The organism is Rhodococcus sp. KB6 (genome assembly GCF_001445685.1).
In the GTDB taxonomy this organism is placed as follows: Bacteria; Actinomycetota; Actinomycetes; order Mycobacteriales; family Mycobacteriaceae; genus Rhodococcus_F; species Rhodococcus_F qingshengii.
Genome location: NZ_LNAK01000163.1, coordinates 318245 through 334396 on the forward strand (window position 1 = coordinate 318245; position 16152 = coordinate 334396).

General features: G+C 62.6%; 13 protein-coding genes. 9 read left to right on the forward strand and 4 right to left on the reverse strand.

Going from position 1 to position 16152, the window contains the following annotated elements:
- Positions 1–28: 28 nt before the first annotated feature.
- Entirely contained in the window at positions 29–3565 is a 3537-nt protein-coding gene (gene dnaE / locus ASU23_RS32470; RefSeq protein WP_007733155.1) for a DNA polymerase III subunit alpha, read from the forward strand.
- A gap of 92 nt (positions 3566–3657) precedes the next feature.
- On the opposite strand, the gene ASU23_RS32475 is transcribed toward dnaE, so the two are convergent.
- Entirely contained in the window at positions 3658–3891 is a 234-nt protein-coding gene (locus tag ASU23_RS32475; protein ID WP_003941759.1) for a hypothetical protein, read from the reverse strand.
- A gap of 186 nt (positions 3892–4077) precedes the next feature.
- On the opposite strand from ASU23_RS32475, the gene ASU23_RS32480 reads away from it, so the two are divergent.
- From ASU23_RS32480 to ilvA, 3 genes are all read left to right on the forward strand, one after another.
- On the forward strand, positions 4078–4512 hold the full coding sequence (locus ASU23_RS32480; RefSeq protein ID WP_003941666.1) for a nitroreductase family deazaflavin-dependent oxidoreductase: 435 nt from the start codon (positions 4078–4080) through the stop codon (positions 4510–4512).
- A 97-nt stretch (positions 4513–4609) separates the two neighbouring features.
- Complete coding sequence (locus ASU23_RS32485) at positions 4610–6385, forward strand: pyruvate dehydrogenase (RefSeq protein WP_042452851.1); 1776 nt, start codon at positions 4610–4612, stop codon at positions 6383–6385.
- Positions 6386–6463: 78 nt separating this feature from the next.
- On the forward strand, positions 6464–7819 hold the full coding sequence (gene ilvA / locus ASU23_RS32490; protein WP_007733150.1) for a threonine ammonia-lyase IlvA: 1356 nt from the start codon (positions 6464–6466) through the stop codon (positions 7817–7819).
- Positions 7820–7832: 13 nt separating this feature from the next.
- Here the strand turns inward: ilvA and ASU23_RS32495 are convergent, their stop codons facing one another.
- On the reverse strand, positions 7833–8354 hold the full coding sequence (locus tag ASU23_RS32495) for a TetR/AcrR family transcriptional regulator (RefSeq protein WP_007733148.1): 522 nt from the start codon (positions 8352–8354) through the stop codon (positions 7833–7835).
- A 128-nt stretch (positions 8355–8482) separates the two neighbouring features.
- Here ASU23_RS32495 and ASU23_RS32500 point away from each other — a divergent pair, with 128 nt between their 5' ends.
- Positions 8483–10027 carry an MFS transporter gene (locus ASU23_RS32500; RefSeq protein ID WP_037129764.1) on the forward strand — a complete coding sequence of 515 codons (1545 nt, stop codon included), beginning with the start codon at positions 8483–8485 and terminating at the stop codon, positions 10025–10027.
- Positions 10028–10048: 21 nt separating this feature from the next.
- On the opposite strand, the gene treZ is transcribed toward ASU23_RS32500, so the two are convergent.
- The gene (gene treZ / locus ASU23_RS32505) at positions 10049–11770 is read right to left on the reverse strand and encodes a malto-oligosyltrehalose trehalohydrolase (RefSeq protein ID WP_058039463.1); all 1722 of its coding nucleotides are present in this window, start codon (positions 11768–11770) and stop codon (positions 10049–10051) included.
- A gap of 69 nt (positions 11771–11839) precedes the next feature.
- Positions 11840–13201: an NAD(P)-binding domain-containing protein gene (locus tag ASU23_RS32510; RefSeq protein WP_058039464.1), complete on the reverse strand. Its 1362-nt coding sequence runs from the start codon at positions 13199–13201 to the stop codon at positions 11840–11842.
- Positions 13202–13297: 96 nt separating this feature from the next.
- Here ASU23_RS32510 and ASU23_RS32515 point away from each other — a divergent pair, with 96 nt between their 5' ends.
- The 4 genes from ASU23_RS32515 to ASU23_RS32530 all read left to right on the forward strand — a co-directional run bounded on the left by ASU23_RS32515 (position 13298) and on the right by ASU23_RS32530 (position 16143).
- Positions 13298–14182: a metalloregulator ArsR/SmtB family transcription factor gene (locus tag ASU23_RS32515; RefSeq protein WP_058039465.1), complete on the forward strand. Its 885-nt coding sequence runs from the start codon at positions 13298–13300 to the stop codon at positions 14180–14182.
- A gap of 64 nt (positions 14183–14246) precedes the next feature.
- A complete protein-coding gene (locus ASU23_RS32520; protein WP_003941739.1) occupies positions 14247–14633 on the forward strand; it encodes a helix-turn-helix transcriptional regulator in 387 nt (128 codons plus the stop codon).
- Complete coding sequence (gene arsB, locus ASU23_RS32525) at positions 14630–15733, forward strand: ACR3 family arsenite efflux transporter (protein WP_003941673.1); 1104 nt, start codon at positions 14630–14632, stop codon at positions 15731–15733. The genes ASU23_RS32520 and arsB overlap by 4 nt, the downstream gene beginning before the upstream one ends.
- Positions 15730–16143 (forward strand): arsenate reductase ArsC, encoded by a 414-nt coding sequence (locus tag ASU23_RS32530; RefSeq protein WP_058039466.1) that lies wholly within the window; start codon positions 15730–15732, stop codon positions 16141–16143. Before arsB ends, ASU23_RS32530 begins: the two co-directional genes overlap by 4 nt.
- Positions 16144–16152 lie beyond the last annotated feature (9 nt).

The window sequence follows — 16152 nt, forward strand, 5'->3', positions numbered from 1 at the left end:
TCGCTCCCAGACCTTCAGAGAGGCGCACGTGGCTGACTCGTTCGTACATCTTCACAATCACACCGAGTACTCGATGCTCGACGGTGCGGCCAAGGTCGGCGCCATGTTCGAGGAGGCCGCTCGTCTCGAAATGACCGCAGTCGGCATGACCGACCACGGAAACATGTACGGCGCCAGCCAGTTCTACAACGAGGCAAAGAGCGCCGGCATCAAGCCGATCATCGGCATCGAGGCCTACATCGCACCCGAGTCTCGCTTCAACACCAAGCGAGTTCTGTGGGGCGATCGCAGCCAGAAGTCCGACGACGTCTCCGGTAGCGGTGCGTACACCCACATGACGATGGTGGCCGAGAACGCGACCGGACTCCGCAACCTCTTCAAGCTGTCGTCGCTCGCGTCCATCGAGGGCCAGCTCGGTAAATGGCCACGGATGGACGAGGAGCTCATCGCCGCGCACGCCGAGGGCATCATCGCGACCACGGGTTGCCCGTCCGGTGAGATCCAGACCCGCCTTCGTCTCGGTCACGATCGCGAGGCTCTCGAAGCTGCCGCGAAGTGGCAGGAGATCTGGGGCCCGGACAACTTCTTCCTCGAACTGATGGATCACGGTCTCTCGATCGAGCGCCGTGTGCGAGAGGGTCTGCTCGACATCGGCAAGCAACTCGGTATTCCGCCACTTGCCACCAACGACTGCCATTACGTCACCAAGGACGCCGCCGAGAATCACGAGGCGCTGCTCTGCATTCAGACCGGCAAGACGCTCTCCGACCCCACTCGCTTCAAGTTCGACGGCGACGGCTACTACCTCAAGTCCGCTGCCGAGATGCGCGCCATCTGGGACAACGAGGTTCCGGGGGCATGCGACAACACCGTTGCCATCGGCGAGCGTGTGCAGTCGTACGAGGACGTGTGGGCGTTCCACGACCGCATGCCGATCTTCCCGGTCCCGGAGGGACACACGCAGCAGACCTTCCTGCGCGCCGAGGTGATGCGCGGACTCGATCGCCGCTTCCCGAGCGGACCGCCGCAGGAGTACCTCGCCCGCGCCGACTACGAGATCGGCGTCATCAACGAAATGGGCTTCCCGGCCTACTTCCTCGTGGTCGGCGACCTGATCAACCACGCCAAGGACGTCGGGATCCGTGTCGGGCCCGGCCGTGGATCGGCTGCCGGTTCGTTGGTGGCCTACGCGATGGGTATCACCAACATCGACCCCATCCCGTACGGGTTGCTGTTCGAGCGATTCCTCAACCCCGAGCGTGTGTCCATGCCCGATATCGATATCGACTTCGATGATCGCCGTCGCGGCGAGATGGTTCGCTACGCGACGGACAAGTGGGGCAACGACAAGGTCGCCCAGGTCATCACCTTCGGCACCATCAAGACCAAGGCTGCCATCAAGGACTCGGCTCGCGTCCAGTTCGGCAAGCCGGGCTTTGCCATCGCCGATCAGATCACCAAGGCGCTCCCGCCGCCCATCATGGCCAAGGACATCTCGGTTTCCGGTATCACCGACCCGAAGCACGAGCGGTACAAGGAGGCAGTCGAGGTTCGAGCGCTCATCGACTCCAGCCCGGACGTCGCGAAGATCTACAAGACCGCGGTGGGTCTGGAAGGGCTGATCCGCAACGCCGGTGTGCACGCCTGCGCGGTCATCATGTCGTCCGAACCGCTCACCGACGCAATCCCGGTCTGGAAGCGCGCCCAGGACGGCGCCATCATCACCGGGTGGGACTACCCCTCGTGTGAAGCCATCGGTCTGCTCAAGATGGACTTCCTCGGTCTGCGAAACCTCACGGTTATCGGCGACACGCTCGAGAACATCAAAGCCAACCGCGGCATCGACCTCGACCTCGACACGTTGCCGATGGACGATGCGGCAACATACGAACTGCTCGCCCGCGGCGACACTCTCGGTGTGTTCCAGCTCGACGGCGGCGGTATGCGCGAGTTGCTGAAACTGATGCAGCCCACCGGATTCGGCGACATCGTCGCCGCATTGGCGCTGTATCGACCGGGACCGATGGGTGTGGACGCCCACATCTCGTACGCCAAGCGCAAGAACGCCTTGGAAGACGTCAAGCCGATTCACCCCGAGCTGGAGGAGCCGCTAGCGGAGATCCTCTCGGAGACATACGGCCTGATCATCTACCAGGAGCAGATCATGCAACTGGCGCAGAAGGTGGCCGGTTACACCCTGGGTCAGGCCGACTTGCTGCGTCGCGCCATGGGTAAGAAGAAGCTGTCCGAGCTGGAAAAGGCCTACGCCGGCTTCCGGCAGGGCATGTTGGACAACAACTTCAGCGAAGCCGCCATCAAGGCGCTGTGGGACACGGTCCTTCCCTTCGCCGGGTACGCGTTCAACAAGTCGCACTCCGCCGGCTACGGACTCGTGTCGTACTGGACTGCGTACCTCAAGGCGAACTACCCGGCCGAGTACATGGCGGGTCTGCTGACCTCCGTCGGTGACGACAAGGACAAGTCCGCGATCTACCTCGCCGACTGCCGCAAGTTGGGCATCACCGTTCTCCCACCGGACGTCAACGAGTCACGCGTCGACTTCGCGACCGTCGGCGACGACATCCGTTTCGGTATGGGGTCGGTGCGCAACGTCGGCGCCAACGTCGTCGCCTCGATCATCAAGGCGCGCACCGAGAAATCGAAGTTCACCGATTTCTCCGACTATCTCGGCAAGATCGACGCGATGGCTTGCAACAAGAAGGTCACCGAATCTCTCATCAAGGCCGGTGCTTTCGACTCGTTGGGTCACCCGCGCAAGGGCCTGATGTTGGTTCATGCCGACGCCATCGATTCCGTGATGAGCACCAAGAAGGCAGAGGCGATCGGACAGTTCGACCTCTTCGGCGGTGCCGAGGCGGACGAGTCGATCACCTCGGTGTTCGACGTCAAGATTCCCGAGGAGGAGTGGGACTCCAAGCATCGCCTGGCACTCGAACGAGAGATGCTGGGGCTGTACGTTTCCGGTCACCCGCTCAACGGTGTCGAGCACATTCTTCGCCAGCAGTCCGACACGTCCATCGCTGCGATACTCGAAGGCGGCGTTCAGGACGGTGCCCAGGTAACTCTCGGCGGCATCATTGCCTCGGTGGACCGCCGGGTCAACAAGAACGGTCTGACCTGGTGCATCGTGCAGCTCGAAGATCTCGTGGGTGGAATCGAGGTGCTGTTCTTCCCGCAGGCGTACGCCGTTTACGGGATGGACATCGCCGAGGATGCCATCGTGTTGGTCAAGGCTCGCGTTTCGATCCGAGACGATCGGATGTCGCTGATCGGCAACGACCTTGCGGTGCCTGATATTTCGGCGATCGGGGTCGCGCGTCCCCTGTCGGTCTCGCTGCCGCTTCGCCAATGCACCAAGGACAAGCTCAGTGCTCTCAAGCAGGTGCTGACCAGGCACCCCGGAACATCCGACGTTCACGTTCGGCTGATCGGTGGAACCGAAATCAGCTTGTGGAAGGTCGACGACGTCCTTCGGGTCGAACCGTCCTCGGCACTGATGGGCGACCTGAAGGCATTGCTCGGACCGAGTTGCCTGACGGTCTGACCGCCGAGCGGACCTGAACCGAACGAAGGGACCTTGCTGCTGATGCAGCAAGGTCCCTTCGTGGTTCGCGGGAGTTCGGGGGAGTGCGGTGATCAGGTGGTGCGTGAGTAGTGCACGCGCCGTACCCACCACGTGACTACAGCGGCCGTTGCGGCAGTCAGTACGGCCACCTGCATCGACTGCGTGACGGCACCGGCGACGACGAACAGCACGAACCCGACCACGAGAGCTTCGATCTTGTACAGCGGCCACCGAGTTCCGGCCAGATCGACGCAATAGTCGGGGGAGGGGCGTGATTCGCGAGTGGAGATATCTGCGGTGGTCATCTCGTCCCTTTCCGATACGGCTGTTCGAAGCTGTGGTTTCAGAGTAGCCAGAGATGAGAGTTCGGGCAAGCGAACTTTATTGATCGGCAGCTCACTTAATCGATCAACCAGGGGAGTGCGCGGGCGACAGGCCTGGTCGGCGTGGTTCGGTGGCCAAGGTGCTCGAGTGGGTGTTCACTGGTACACATGCCAATCACAGGTGAGTACGAACCCAGTCCAGCGTCGTGGGCCGCCGATCAGGTCGCACGCATCGAGAACTCCGGTGGCACCGAGGGAAACGACATGAACGGCATGCCCGTCGTCGTTCTCACGACCATCGGGGCAAAGTCCGGCAAGGTCAGGAAGACGCCGCTGATGCGGGTCGAGCACGACGGTTCGTATGCCGTTGTGGCTTCGCTCGGTGGCGCCCCGAAGAATCCGGTCTGGTACTACAACGTCAAAGCCGACCCGCACGTCACGCTGCGTGACGCGACGCAGGTCTTCGACCTGGTTGCTCGGGAAGTCACCGGCGACGAGAAGGCGGTCTGGTGGGAGCGCGCTGTCGCTGCGTACCCCGACTACGCCGATTATCAGACGAAGACCGATCGTGAGATTCCGGTGTTCGTGCTCGAACCCAAGTAACCCCGCATTCCACAAGAAGCGCTGCATCAATCACAAGTAAATCGTCACTCCCGGGGGTCGGCGATCCCGACTCCCGTGAGTGTGTCATGGAGGTCTGATGAGTCCGAAAACCGTTGCAGATCAATTGGTTCAGCAGCTCGTTGACGCGGGTGTCAGTCGGATCTACGGCATTGTCGGTGACAGTCTCAATCCCATCGTCGATGCGGTTCGTCGCACCGGTGGTTCCGAGAAGGGCGGAATCGATTGGATACACGTCCGGCATGAGGAAGCAGCCGCCTTTGCGGCCGCAGCGGATGCCCAGATCACCGGAAAACTTGCAGTGTGTGCCGGATCCTGCGGTCCCGGAAACCTTCACCTGATCAACGGCCTGTACGACGCTCATCGTTCGGGCGCGCCGGTCCTCGCGATCGCCTCGCACATCCCCAGCGCCCAGATCGGAATGGGTTACTTTCAGGAAACGCATCCCGAGCGGATCTTCATCGAATGTTCGAGTTACACCGAACTCGTCAGCACGGCAGTCCAATCACCACGCGTGGTGCAGTCGGCGATTCAGCATTCGGTGGCTCGAAACGGCGTCTCGGTGATCGTGCTTCCCGGGGACATCGCCGATTGTCCGGCAGAAGGCACCCCGCCGACACTCGTCGAAACTCGAAGGCCGACAGTCGTTCCGGATGCCGGTGACGTCAAGGCGTTGGCAGACGTGATCAACGGCGCACGCAAAGTTGCGATCTTCGCCGGCGCGGGCGTGCGAGATGCGCGCGCGGAGGTTCTGGCGTTGGCCGAAACCGTCGGCGCTCCCATCGGGCATTCACTGCGTGGCAAGGAATGGATCCAGTACGACAATCCATACGACGTCGGGATGACCGGATTGCTCGGTTACGGTGCGGCGCACGACGGTATCCACGGCGCCGATCTCCTGCTCCTGATCGGTACGGACTTTCCCTACGATCAGTTCTTGCCCGACGACGTTCGTACCGCTCAGATCGACATCGCGGCCGAGCGGTTGGGGCGTCGAACCAGCCTGGACCTGGCTGTGCACGGCGACGTCGCGAGCACCTTGAGCGCACTGATTCCGCAGCTCGATCGAAAGACCGACCGCGGGTTCCTGGAGGACACGCTCGCCAAGCACAACACTCTGATGACCAAAGTGGTTGGTGCATACACGGATCCGGTCAAGCAGCGCACGCCGATTCACCCCGAGTATGCGGCCTCGATCTTGGACGATCTGGCAGCCGACGACGCAATCTTCACCGCCGACACCGGGATGTGCAACGTGTGGACGGCGCGCTATCTCAATCCGAACGGATCGAGACGCTTCATCTCCTCGGCGCTGCACGGATCGATGTCCAATGCGCTCCCACATGCGATGGGTGCTGCATGGTCGAGTCCGGGGCGTCAGGTCATCTCGGTGTCGGGCGACGGTGGATTGTCGATGCTGCTCGGTGAGTTGGTCACCGTCGCGATGTACAAGTTGCCGGTCAAGATCGTGGTGTTCAACAACTCGACGCTCGGAATGGTCAAGCTCGAGATGCTGGTCGACGGCCTTCCGGATTTCGGGGTCGACGTGCCCGCGGTCGACTACGCGGCGGTTGCTGCTGCGCTCGGTATCTTCTCGCGCCGAATCGAGAATCCTGCGGACATCGAAGCGGGCCTACGCGCCGCGCTCGATCATGACGGTCCGGCCTTGGTGGATCTGGTGACCGATCCGTTGGCATTGTCGTTGCCGCCCACCATCACCGGTGGTCAGATGAAGGGCTTCGCTTTGGCGATGTCGAAGATGGTGATGAACGGCGGCGTCGGCGAGGCAGTACAGATGGCCAAGTCGAATCTGCGGAACGTGCCACGTCCCTCACAGTTGGATCCGCGCGGCTGACCTACCGCCACCCTGCCTCGCAGACCATGCGGGGCGGGGTGGTGGGAAGGTTGATCTCCGACGTGCGAAAATGGCGGGGTGTCTAACTCGCCCGATGTCGTAGTAACGAAGTCCACCGTCCCCGCGCTCGACGCGCAGGAGATCGACGCGGCCATCGAGCGAATTCAGCACGTCATTGCGGCGACGCCCCTGCAGTACAGCGATCGTCTTTCGGCGTTGACCGGGGCACACGTGTATCTCAAGCGTGAGGACCTCCAGGGCGTTCGTTCGTACAAGATTCGTGGCGCGTACAACCTGATCGCTCAGCTCAACGAGGCCGAACGCGGTGCCGGCGTAGTGACTGCCAGTGCCGGTAACCATGCGCAGGGTGTTGCTTTCGCGTGCCGAACGATGCAGATCAAGGGTCGGATCTACGTTCCGGCCAATACCCCCAAGCAGAAGCGTGATCGCATCCGCGCGCACGGTGGAGCGTTTGTCGAACTGTTCATGATCGGTGAGACCTATGACGCCGCCGCTGCTGCGGCCGCGGAGGACGTAGCCGAAACCGGCGCAACCATGGTTCCGCCGTTCGACGACGTGCGCACCGCTGCGGGGCAAGGAACCATTGCAGCGGAGATTCTCACGCAATTGGACGCCCCTCTCGACACGATCGTCGTGCCGGTCGGCGGCGGCGGTTGCATTGCGGGCATCGCCACCTACCTGCACGAACGGTCGCCGAAGACGTCGATCGTCGGGATCGAGCCGTCCGGTGCGGCGTCAATGACGGCCGCTCTTGTTGCCGGGGGCCCGGTGACTCTTCCCGACGTCGATCCATTTGTCGACGGAGCAGCGGTCAAGAGGATCGGCGATGTTCCCTACGAGGTCGTCTCACGTCTGGGTGCCGCCGTGGTGTCGCACGCGTCGTTGCCGCTCGTGGCTCGTCAACTTCAGACACGGTCCGGTTCGGGATCGTTTGTCGTCAATCAGATCGACGAGGGCGCTATCTGCACGGCGATGCTCGAGCTGTATCAGAGCGAGGGCATCATCGCCGAACCCGCGGGAGCGCTTTCCGTTGCGGCACTTCAGAATTTGACGTTCGAGCCGGGTTCGACCGTCGTGTGCCTGATCTCCGGTGGCAACAACGACGTCTCTCGTTACGGCGAAATCCTCGAGCGTTCGCTCGTTCACCTCGGGCTCAAGCACTACTTCCTGGTCGACTTTCCGCAGGAACCGGGAGCGCTCCGTCGCTTCCTCTCGGACGTGCTCGGGCCGGACGACGACATCGCGCTGTTCGAGTACGTCAAGCGAAACAATCGCGAGACGGGTGCCGCGTTGGTGGGTATCGAACTCGGTTCCGCCGACGGGTTGGCGGCGTTACTCGAGCGGATGGAGCGCGCGCCGATGCAGTCCGAGAGGCTCGAGCCGGGAAGCCCGGCGTACCGCTATCTGACGTAAGGGACGCCCCCGGTCAGGGCCGCAGTCGCTCGACCACCTGTCGATGCAATTCGGGATCCGGCTGGGGGAGCCCGAGCATGGCCGCCAGATACAGGCCGTCGCCGACGAGTCGGATGATCTCGGCCTGCACAGGGTCGGCGATCTCGGTCTGAAGGCCCTTGTCCCAGCTCCGCATCACGTGGGTGACGGCTTTCTGGATCTCGTCGTGTTGTCCGTCGACTGTTCGCAGTGCCGCGATGATCGACCGGAAGAGTGAGAGTTCTTCGCTTTCGTTCGCATCGGGGATCTGCAGATAGAACTCGGTGACCGTCGTACCGCCGGCTACGGCGTCTTCGAGTTGCTGATCCGAGCGTTCTCCGAGTCTGCGGACCATCGCCGCGAGCAGTGCTTCCTTGCTGGGGAAGTGATAGAGAAGTCCGCCCTTGGAAACCCCGGCTTCGGCGGCAACGCCTTCGAGCGTGACTTGGGCGACGCCGCTGACCAGCAGCAGCTTCTCCAGTGCGTCGAGAATTCGATCGCGAGTGTCGGCAGCCATGTGATGTGACCCTACCCGGAAATAACTTTACCGCTCGGACGGTTCACTGTTACCGTAGACCTACTGTACCGGCTGGACGGTGCAGTGAAGTCTTTTCGAAAGAACTCAGAGAAAGTCGCAGGGGAGCAATGTCAGTGTCGGCAGATCAGACGTCTGCAATCAATCCCGACGAGGTTCGGGCGACAAAGCGTGACTGGGCGGGCTTGATAGTCCTTGCCTTTGCTGTGTTGCTCATCGCAGTCGACGGCACGGTGCTCGATCTTGCGCTTCCGTTCATCAGCGCCGACCTCGAACCGAGCAGCACGCAGTTGCTGTGGATCATCGACGTCTATTCGTTCGTGCTCGCCGGTCTGCTCATCACCATGGGTACGCTCGGCGACCGGATCGGTAGGCGAAAACTGCTCCTGATCGGCGCAGTCGGCTTCGGTCTCGCCTCGATCATCGCCGCTCTCGCTGTCAGTCCCGAGATGCTCATTGCCGCCCGCGTGCTGCAGGGTATTTCCGGTGCAACGCTGATGCCGGCCACCCTCGGTCTGATCCGCACGATCTTCGTCAACCCGCGTCAGCGCACCGAGGCGATCGGTGTCTGGGGCGCGATGGCCGGTGGCGGTACCGCGGCAGGCCCTTTGGTCGGTGGTTGGTTGCTCGAGCACTTCTGGTGGGGTTCGGTCTTCTTGATCAACATTCCGGTCATGATCGCGCTGGTTGTACTCGGCCCGATCCTGATCCCGGAGTCGAAGGACCCCAATCCGGGTCGATTCGACCTCATCAGCGCTGGTCTGTCGATGGCGACCATGTTGCCGCTGGTGTACGCGGTCAAGGAATCCGTGGTGCACGGCGTCAGCATCACGTTGCTGGTGATCGGCCTCGTTGGTCTCGCGGCGGGTTACGTGTTCGTGCGTCGTCAGCGGATGCTGAAGGATCCGATGTTGGATCTGAAGCTGTTTGCCAACGCGTCGTTCTCCACCGCCGTCATCACCAACCTGCTCTCGATCTTCGCGCTGGCAGGTGTCCTGTTCTTCGGCTCGCAGTACCTGCAGTTGGTGCTCGGTAACTCGGCGCTCGACGCCGGGCTGCTGATGCTCCCGGGTATGTTGCTCAGCGCATTCACCGCGGTTGCGGCGGCCTGGTTGATTCGCCGGTGGTCGGTGTCTCACGTGCTCAGCGCGGGCCTCGCGGTTGCCGGTATCGGTGCTGCGATGCTGCTCGCGCTCGGCGTCGACAGCGGCCCGTTGATGTTCGTGCTCGGCTTCGGTCTGGCCGGTGCTGGTGTCGGTGTCGCGTTGACGTTGACATCGGATCTCGTGGTCAGCTCGGTGGAACCCGAACGCGCCGGCGCTGCGTCCGCTGTGTCGGAGACCGCGTACGAACTCGGCATCGCGCTCGGCGTGGCGATTCTGGGCAGCGTGGTGATGGCGATCTTCCGCAAGGGAATCGACACCTCGATGCTCGAAGCAGATCAGGCGCATGCTGCACAGGGCACACTCGGCGGTGCCCTGCAGGAAGCAACGTACCTACCTGGTGAACTCGGTTCGGTGCTTGCCGATTCCGCGAAGTCGGCGTTTGTCGACGGTATGCACGTTGCTGCCGGTGCAACAGCTTTGGTTCTGTTCGTCAGTGCCGCATTGGTGTTGAGGATGCTGCGGAGTACACCAGAGAACGCGAAGCGTTAATACCGGAATTTCGAGAGTTAGTCAGCTTTCGAGTACGACGAACGAGTGCCCCGGCACCACTGTTGCGGACGCGGTCTCGTCCTGTGTCGGCGGATCCCACCAGAGGATGGGGGTTCCGCCGGCCGGGACCGAGGCCGCGTCCGTTCCCAGATTGCACACGATCTGTAATGCGCCGCGGCGCAGGGTGATCCACTGGTCGTCCTCGTCGTAGTCGACGTGCAGGTGCCCCAGCCAAGGGTCGGTGATCTCGATTCGCTTCCTGCGCAGGGCAAGTAGATCGCGATAGCAGGCCAGGACGCGAGCGCGTGTCTCGTCGTCTCGCTCGTCCCAGTCCAGTTTCGATCGCAGAAATGTCTGTGGGTCTTGCGGATCCGGAATGTCGTCACTGTTCCAGCCGTGCGCCGCGAACTCCGCTTTGCGGCCTTTGGCAGTGGCCTCGCCGAGTTCCGGTTCCGGATGCGAGGTGAAGAACTGGAACGGAGTGGTCGCTCCCCATTCCTCGCCCATGAACAGCATCGGCGTGTACGGCGAGAGCAGGACCAGCGCCGCCTTGATCGCCAATTGTCCTGGCGTCAGATAGGCGCTCGGGCGGTCCCCGATCGCGCGGTTGCCGATCTGATCGTGGGTGCACGTGTATGCGAGCAGGGCGCTGGCGGGCTGATGCGTGATGTCGATCGGCCGGCCGTGAACCCGTCCACGGAACGAGGAATACGTTCCGGCGTGGAAGAAACCGCGCCGCAATGTATTTGCAAGGGATTCCAAGGATCCGAAGTCGGCGTAATAACCCTGGCGTTCGCCGGACACGGCCGTGTGAATGGTGTGGTGGATGTCGTCGTCCCACTGCGCGTCCAAGCCGAACCCGCCGGCCGCTCGTGGCGTGATCAGAGTGGCGTCGTTGAGATCGCTTTCGGCGATCAACGTGAGCGGTCGACCCAGATGGGCCGACAGTGTTTCCGTTCGGACGGCGAGTTCCTCGAGGATGTGCGTTCCGGTGTGATCGACCAACGCGTGGACGGCGTCGAGGCGTAGACCGTCGATGTGGAAATCGCGCATCCATCGCAGGGCATTGCCGATGATGTACTCGCGAACCTCGCCCGACTGCGGGCCTCCGATGTTGATCGTTCGGCCCCAGGTGTTCGCTCCATCGGCAATGTAGGGGCCGAACTTTTCGAGGTAGTTGCCCGACGGGCCCAGGTGGTTGTAGACCACGTCAAGAATCAGGCCGAGTCCGCGTTCGTGGGCCGCATTCACCAAGCGTTGCAATCCGTCCGGGCCACCGTAGATCTCGTGGACCGTGTACCAGAGCACACCGTCGTAGCCCCAGTTGTGAGTTCCGTTGAAGCCGTTGACCGGCATGATTTCCACGAAGCCGACGCCGAGGTCTACCAGGTGATCGAGACGTTCGATCGCGGCGTCGAATGTTCCTTCGGGGGTGAACGTTCCGATGTGCAGTTCGTAGACCGATGATCCTGGGAGTTGTCGTCCGGTCCACTGAGAGTCGGTCCAGGACGCCTCGTCGAGTTGGTGCAGTTGGGAGCGGAGATGCACGCCTTCGGGCTGGCGTGGTGAACGCGGATCCGGGAGTGTTTCACCGTCGACGACAAAGCCGTAGCGAGCGCGGTTGTCGCAGTCGACCTCGGCGCGCCACCACCCGTCGTCGGTCCGGTCCATCTCGTGCGTGATGCCGTCGACTTCGACCCGGACCGATTCCGGTGTTGGCGCCCAGACCTCGAATGTATGCACACGATCAGCATGCCTTGTTCGGCCGGATGTGGCAGCCCGGCGGGCTGGTTCCGTCGTCAAGGACTGTTTCTATCCGCAGGTGTTGCCGGACGGTGCAGACAGCGTGATCAGTTTCGGAGCGGGGGCGCTGCAGCATCCGCCCTCGGCTTTCCCTGTGTCGGTTTCTGCTGTGTCAGGTTCGTCGAAAATGCCTGCGCCGCCGCAGACTCCGGTCTCCGGAAGGATCAACTCGACACGGGCCGCTGCCTCGTGATCGCCGGCGAGCTCGGCTGCGATGCTGCGAACCTGCTCGTAGCCGGTCATCGCCAGGAAGGTGGGTGCTCGGCCGTAGCTTTTCATTCCTGCCAAGTACACCCCCGGCTCCGGATGGCGAAGCTCCTTCGCGCCATGCGGGTAAACGGTGCCGCACGAGTGGACGTTCGGGTCGATCAGCGGAGCAAGCTCGACCGGTGCTTGTAAGACCGGGTCGAGGCCGAGTCGAATTTCCGAGAGCCAGGACAGATCGGGGCGGAAGCCGGTCAGCGTTATGACGTTGTCCACGTTCTCGATGCGATCACCCGCATCGGAGGCAAGTATGAGTTGTCCCGAAGGGGTAGTTGTCACCTCTGTGGTGCGGAAGCCGCTGACGACGCTCAACAGGCCATCCTCGACGGCCTTCTTTGCGCGCAATCCCAGGGCGCCGCGCGCGGGCAGTTCGTCAGCGTCGCCGCCTCCGAATGCAGAGCCGATGTTTCCTCGGCGGACCGCCCAGGTGATGCGGGTGCTCGGAGCCTGCTCTGCCAACCCTGACAGCGCAACGATCGCCGTCAGCGCGGAGTGGCCACTACCTGCGATGACGGTGTGCGTTCCGGCGAACTGTGCCCGCACTGCCGGATCGTCGAGATCAGGAACCCGGTACCGGATCGCAGTACCCACAGCGCCTTCGCCGAGTGCAGGAAGACCTTCACCACCGAGCGGGTTCGGGGTGCCCCAGGTGCCGGACGCATCCACAATGGCCTGGGCGAACATCCGATCCTCGGTTCCGTCCCGGCGCCGCAGGTGAATCGAGAGGGGTTCGCTGTCGCGTCCGGCGTCGACGACCAGGTCACGTCCGCGTCGAGCGACGCCGATCACCTCGGTGTCGAACTGGACCAGGTCGGCGAGGGCCGAGGCGAGTGGTTCGAGGTAGAGCTCGCGCCATTGCCGGCCGGTCGGATAGGTCTGCCCGTCGGGTGAGCTCCATCCATTCTGGTCGAGGAGTCGCCGCGCGGCGGGGGAGACGAGTTCGGACCACCGGGAGAACAGTCGAACGTGATTCCACTCGGAGATCGCAGCACCGGCTGTGGTTCCGCGCTCGAATACAAGGGGTGTGAGTCCGCGCTCGCGCAGTTCTGCTGCGGCTGCCAGGCCGATCGGGCCGGCCCCGATCACGACAACGGGTAGGGGGTTCATTTTCGTGCCTTTCATCGACGATTATCGATCTACGGAGAACTGTATCGACGATCATCAATGTAGGCAACCATCGACAGCTGTCGATATAGTGGAGAGATGACTTCGCTGCAGACTCCGACGGTGCGAGTCGGCGATTCGGACCCGGATCAGATCCGTTCTTCCGTCCTCGCGCAGGGCGATGCCGATACCTACGCGCAGTGGTTCGCCTGCCTTGCCGAGCCGATGCGCGTCCGATTGCTTCACCGGGTAGCGAGCGCGGTCGGTGGTATTACCGTCGGAGCGCTCGCCGAGGCGTTGGGGATCGGGCAACCGACGGTGTCGCACCACCTGCGCAAGCTCGCCGATGTGGGTTTTGTGACCATGCGTAAGGAAGGGACGAGCACGGTCGTCGCGATGAGTCCGACGTGTTGCGTTGCCTTGCCGCAGGCGGCGGATGTGGTGATGGGAGTCCTTGCTCCGCGTCCGTGCTGCCCGAGTGATCTGCCCGACGATGTCTCTGTCCGGGCCATGATCGACGACGACTGGGATGCGGTTCGCCGTATTTACGGCGAGGGTATCGACACCCGAAATGCCACCTTTGCCGCTGAGGTCCCCTCGCGTGAGCATCTCCACGAACGGTGGCTGCCGCAGCATCGATGGGTGGCGACTATCGGGGGTGTTGTTGTCGGATGGGCTGCGTTGAGTCCGGTTTCCGAGCGTGACTGCTACCGCGGGGTTGCCGAGAACTCCGTGTACGTTGCGGACGGCATGCGTGGTCGTGGCGTCGGAAAGGCGTTGTTGCGCAAGCAAGTCATGGCCGCCGACGCCGACGGACTCTGGACTCTGCAGACGTCGATGTTCCCGGAGAACCGTGCCTCCATCTCGCTCCATCATTCGGCCGGGTTTCGAACGGTCGGCCTTCGCGAGAAGATCGCCGAACTCGACGGCGTGTGGCGCGACACTGTTCTGCTCGAGCGTCGAACGGCGATCGCCGAGGGATGAGTCCGGGATCCGGCTGACCGGATGCCCGATTGCGCGTTGATTCGATATCTGTCAATATCGAAGAATGTCGAATCAAGAGCTGCCGGACTCCGAGGCTTGCTGCACCCCGCTCGTTCGTGAACCGTTGACTGAGGATTGGGCCGGAGACTTGTCTCGGATGTTCAAGGCCCTCGGCGATCCGGTTCGTCTCCGCTTGCTCAGCTTGGTGGCAAGTCACGAGGGTGGTGAAGCCTGCGTCTGCGACATCTCCGACTCGTTCGACTTGTCTCAGCCGACTATCTCGCATCACCTGAAGGTGTTGCGCCAGGCCGGGCTGCTCGATTGTGAACGACGCGGGACCTGGGTGTACTACTGGGTTATTCCGGCTGCGCTGCAACAGCTTTCCGCCGTTCTGCTGGTAGAAGGTGCGAGCGTGAGTGCCGCAGACGCTTGCGCTGAGGTCACCGCATGAGCAACACCGCTGCCACCACCGAACACCCCGAAGTCGTCGGAAAACTCTCCACCCTCGACCGCTATCTGGCGGTCTGGATCGGCGTGGCCATGGTCGTCGGCCTGCTGGTTGGACGCTGGATCCCCGGTGTGAACACTGCCCTGGACAAGGTGCAGATCGACGGCATCTCGCTACCGATCGCCCTCGGTCTGCTGATCATGATGTACCCGGTCCTGGCGAAGGTCCGCTACGACCGCCTCGACACAGTCACCGGGGACAAGAAACTCCTCGCCGGCTCCCTGTTCCTGAACTGGGTTCTCGGCCCGGCGCTGATGTTCGCCCTCGCCTGGCTGTTTCTGCCTGACCTGCCGGAATACCGAACCGGTTTGATCATCGTCGGTCTCGCTCGCTGCATCGCGATGGTGATCATCTGGAACGACCTGGCCTGCGGAGACCGCGAAGCCGCCGCGGTGCTGGTCGCCATCAATTCGGTGTTCCAGGTGATCATGTTCGCCGTGCTCGGTTGGTTCTACCTCTCGGTCCTGCCCGGGTGGCTCGGCCTCGAACAGACCACCATCGACACCTCGCCCTGGCAGATCGCCAAATCCGTTCTGATCTTCCTCGGTATCCCGCTGCTGGCAGGTTTTCTGTCCCGCTTCTTCGGCGAACGCGCCAAAGGCCGCGACTGGTACGACAACAAGTTCATCCCCAAGATCAGCCCCTGGGCGCTCTACGGTCTGCTGTTCACCATCGTCGTGCTCTTCTCGATGCAGGGCGAACAGATCACCTCCCAGCCTTGGGATGTCGTCCGGATCGCGCTGCCCCTGCTCGCGTACTTCGCGCTCATGTGGGGCGGAGGCTACATCCTCGGCGCCGCAATCGGATTGGGCTATGAACGCACCACGACCCTGGCGTTCACCGCCGCGGGCAACAACTTCGAACTCGCGATCGCGGTAGCCATCGCCACCTACGGCGCCACCTCGGGGCAAGCTCTTGCCGGTGTCGTCGGCCCGCTGATCGAGGTACCGGTGCTCGTCGGGCTGGTCTATGTCTCCCTTGCACTACGCAAACGCTTTGCAGTCGAAGAGGTTTCATCCAGTCGAGAAAGAGCGAGGTCATGAGCAAACCATCGGTGTTGTTCGTCTGCGTCCACAATGCCGGTCGATCTCAGATGGCCGCGGGGTTACTGAGCCATCTCGCGGGCGACGCCATCGAGGTCCGTTCCGCCGGATCCGCACCCGCCGAGACCGTCAATTCGGCAGCGGTCGAGGCGATGGCAGAGCGCGGTATCGACATCTCAGCGCAGTCTCCGAAGATCCTCACTGTCGACGCCGTCCAGGATTCGGATGTCGTCATCACCATGGGCTGCGGCGACACGTGCCCGATCTTCCCCGGCAAGAGTTACCGAGACTGGGTTCTCGACGACCCGGCCGGACAGGGCCTTGAAGCAGTTCGCCCGATCCGTGACGAAATCGAGCGGCGCGTTCAAGCCTTGATCGCTGAACTCACCACTGCCGCGAAGTCTTCCTGACCGATCGGG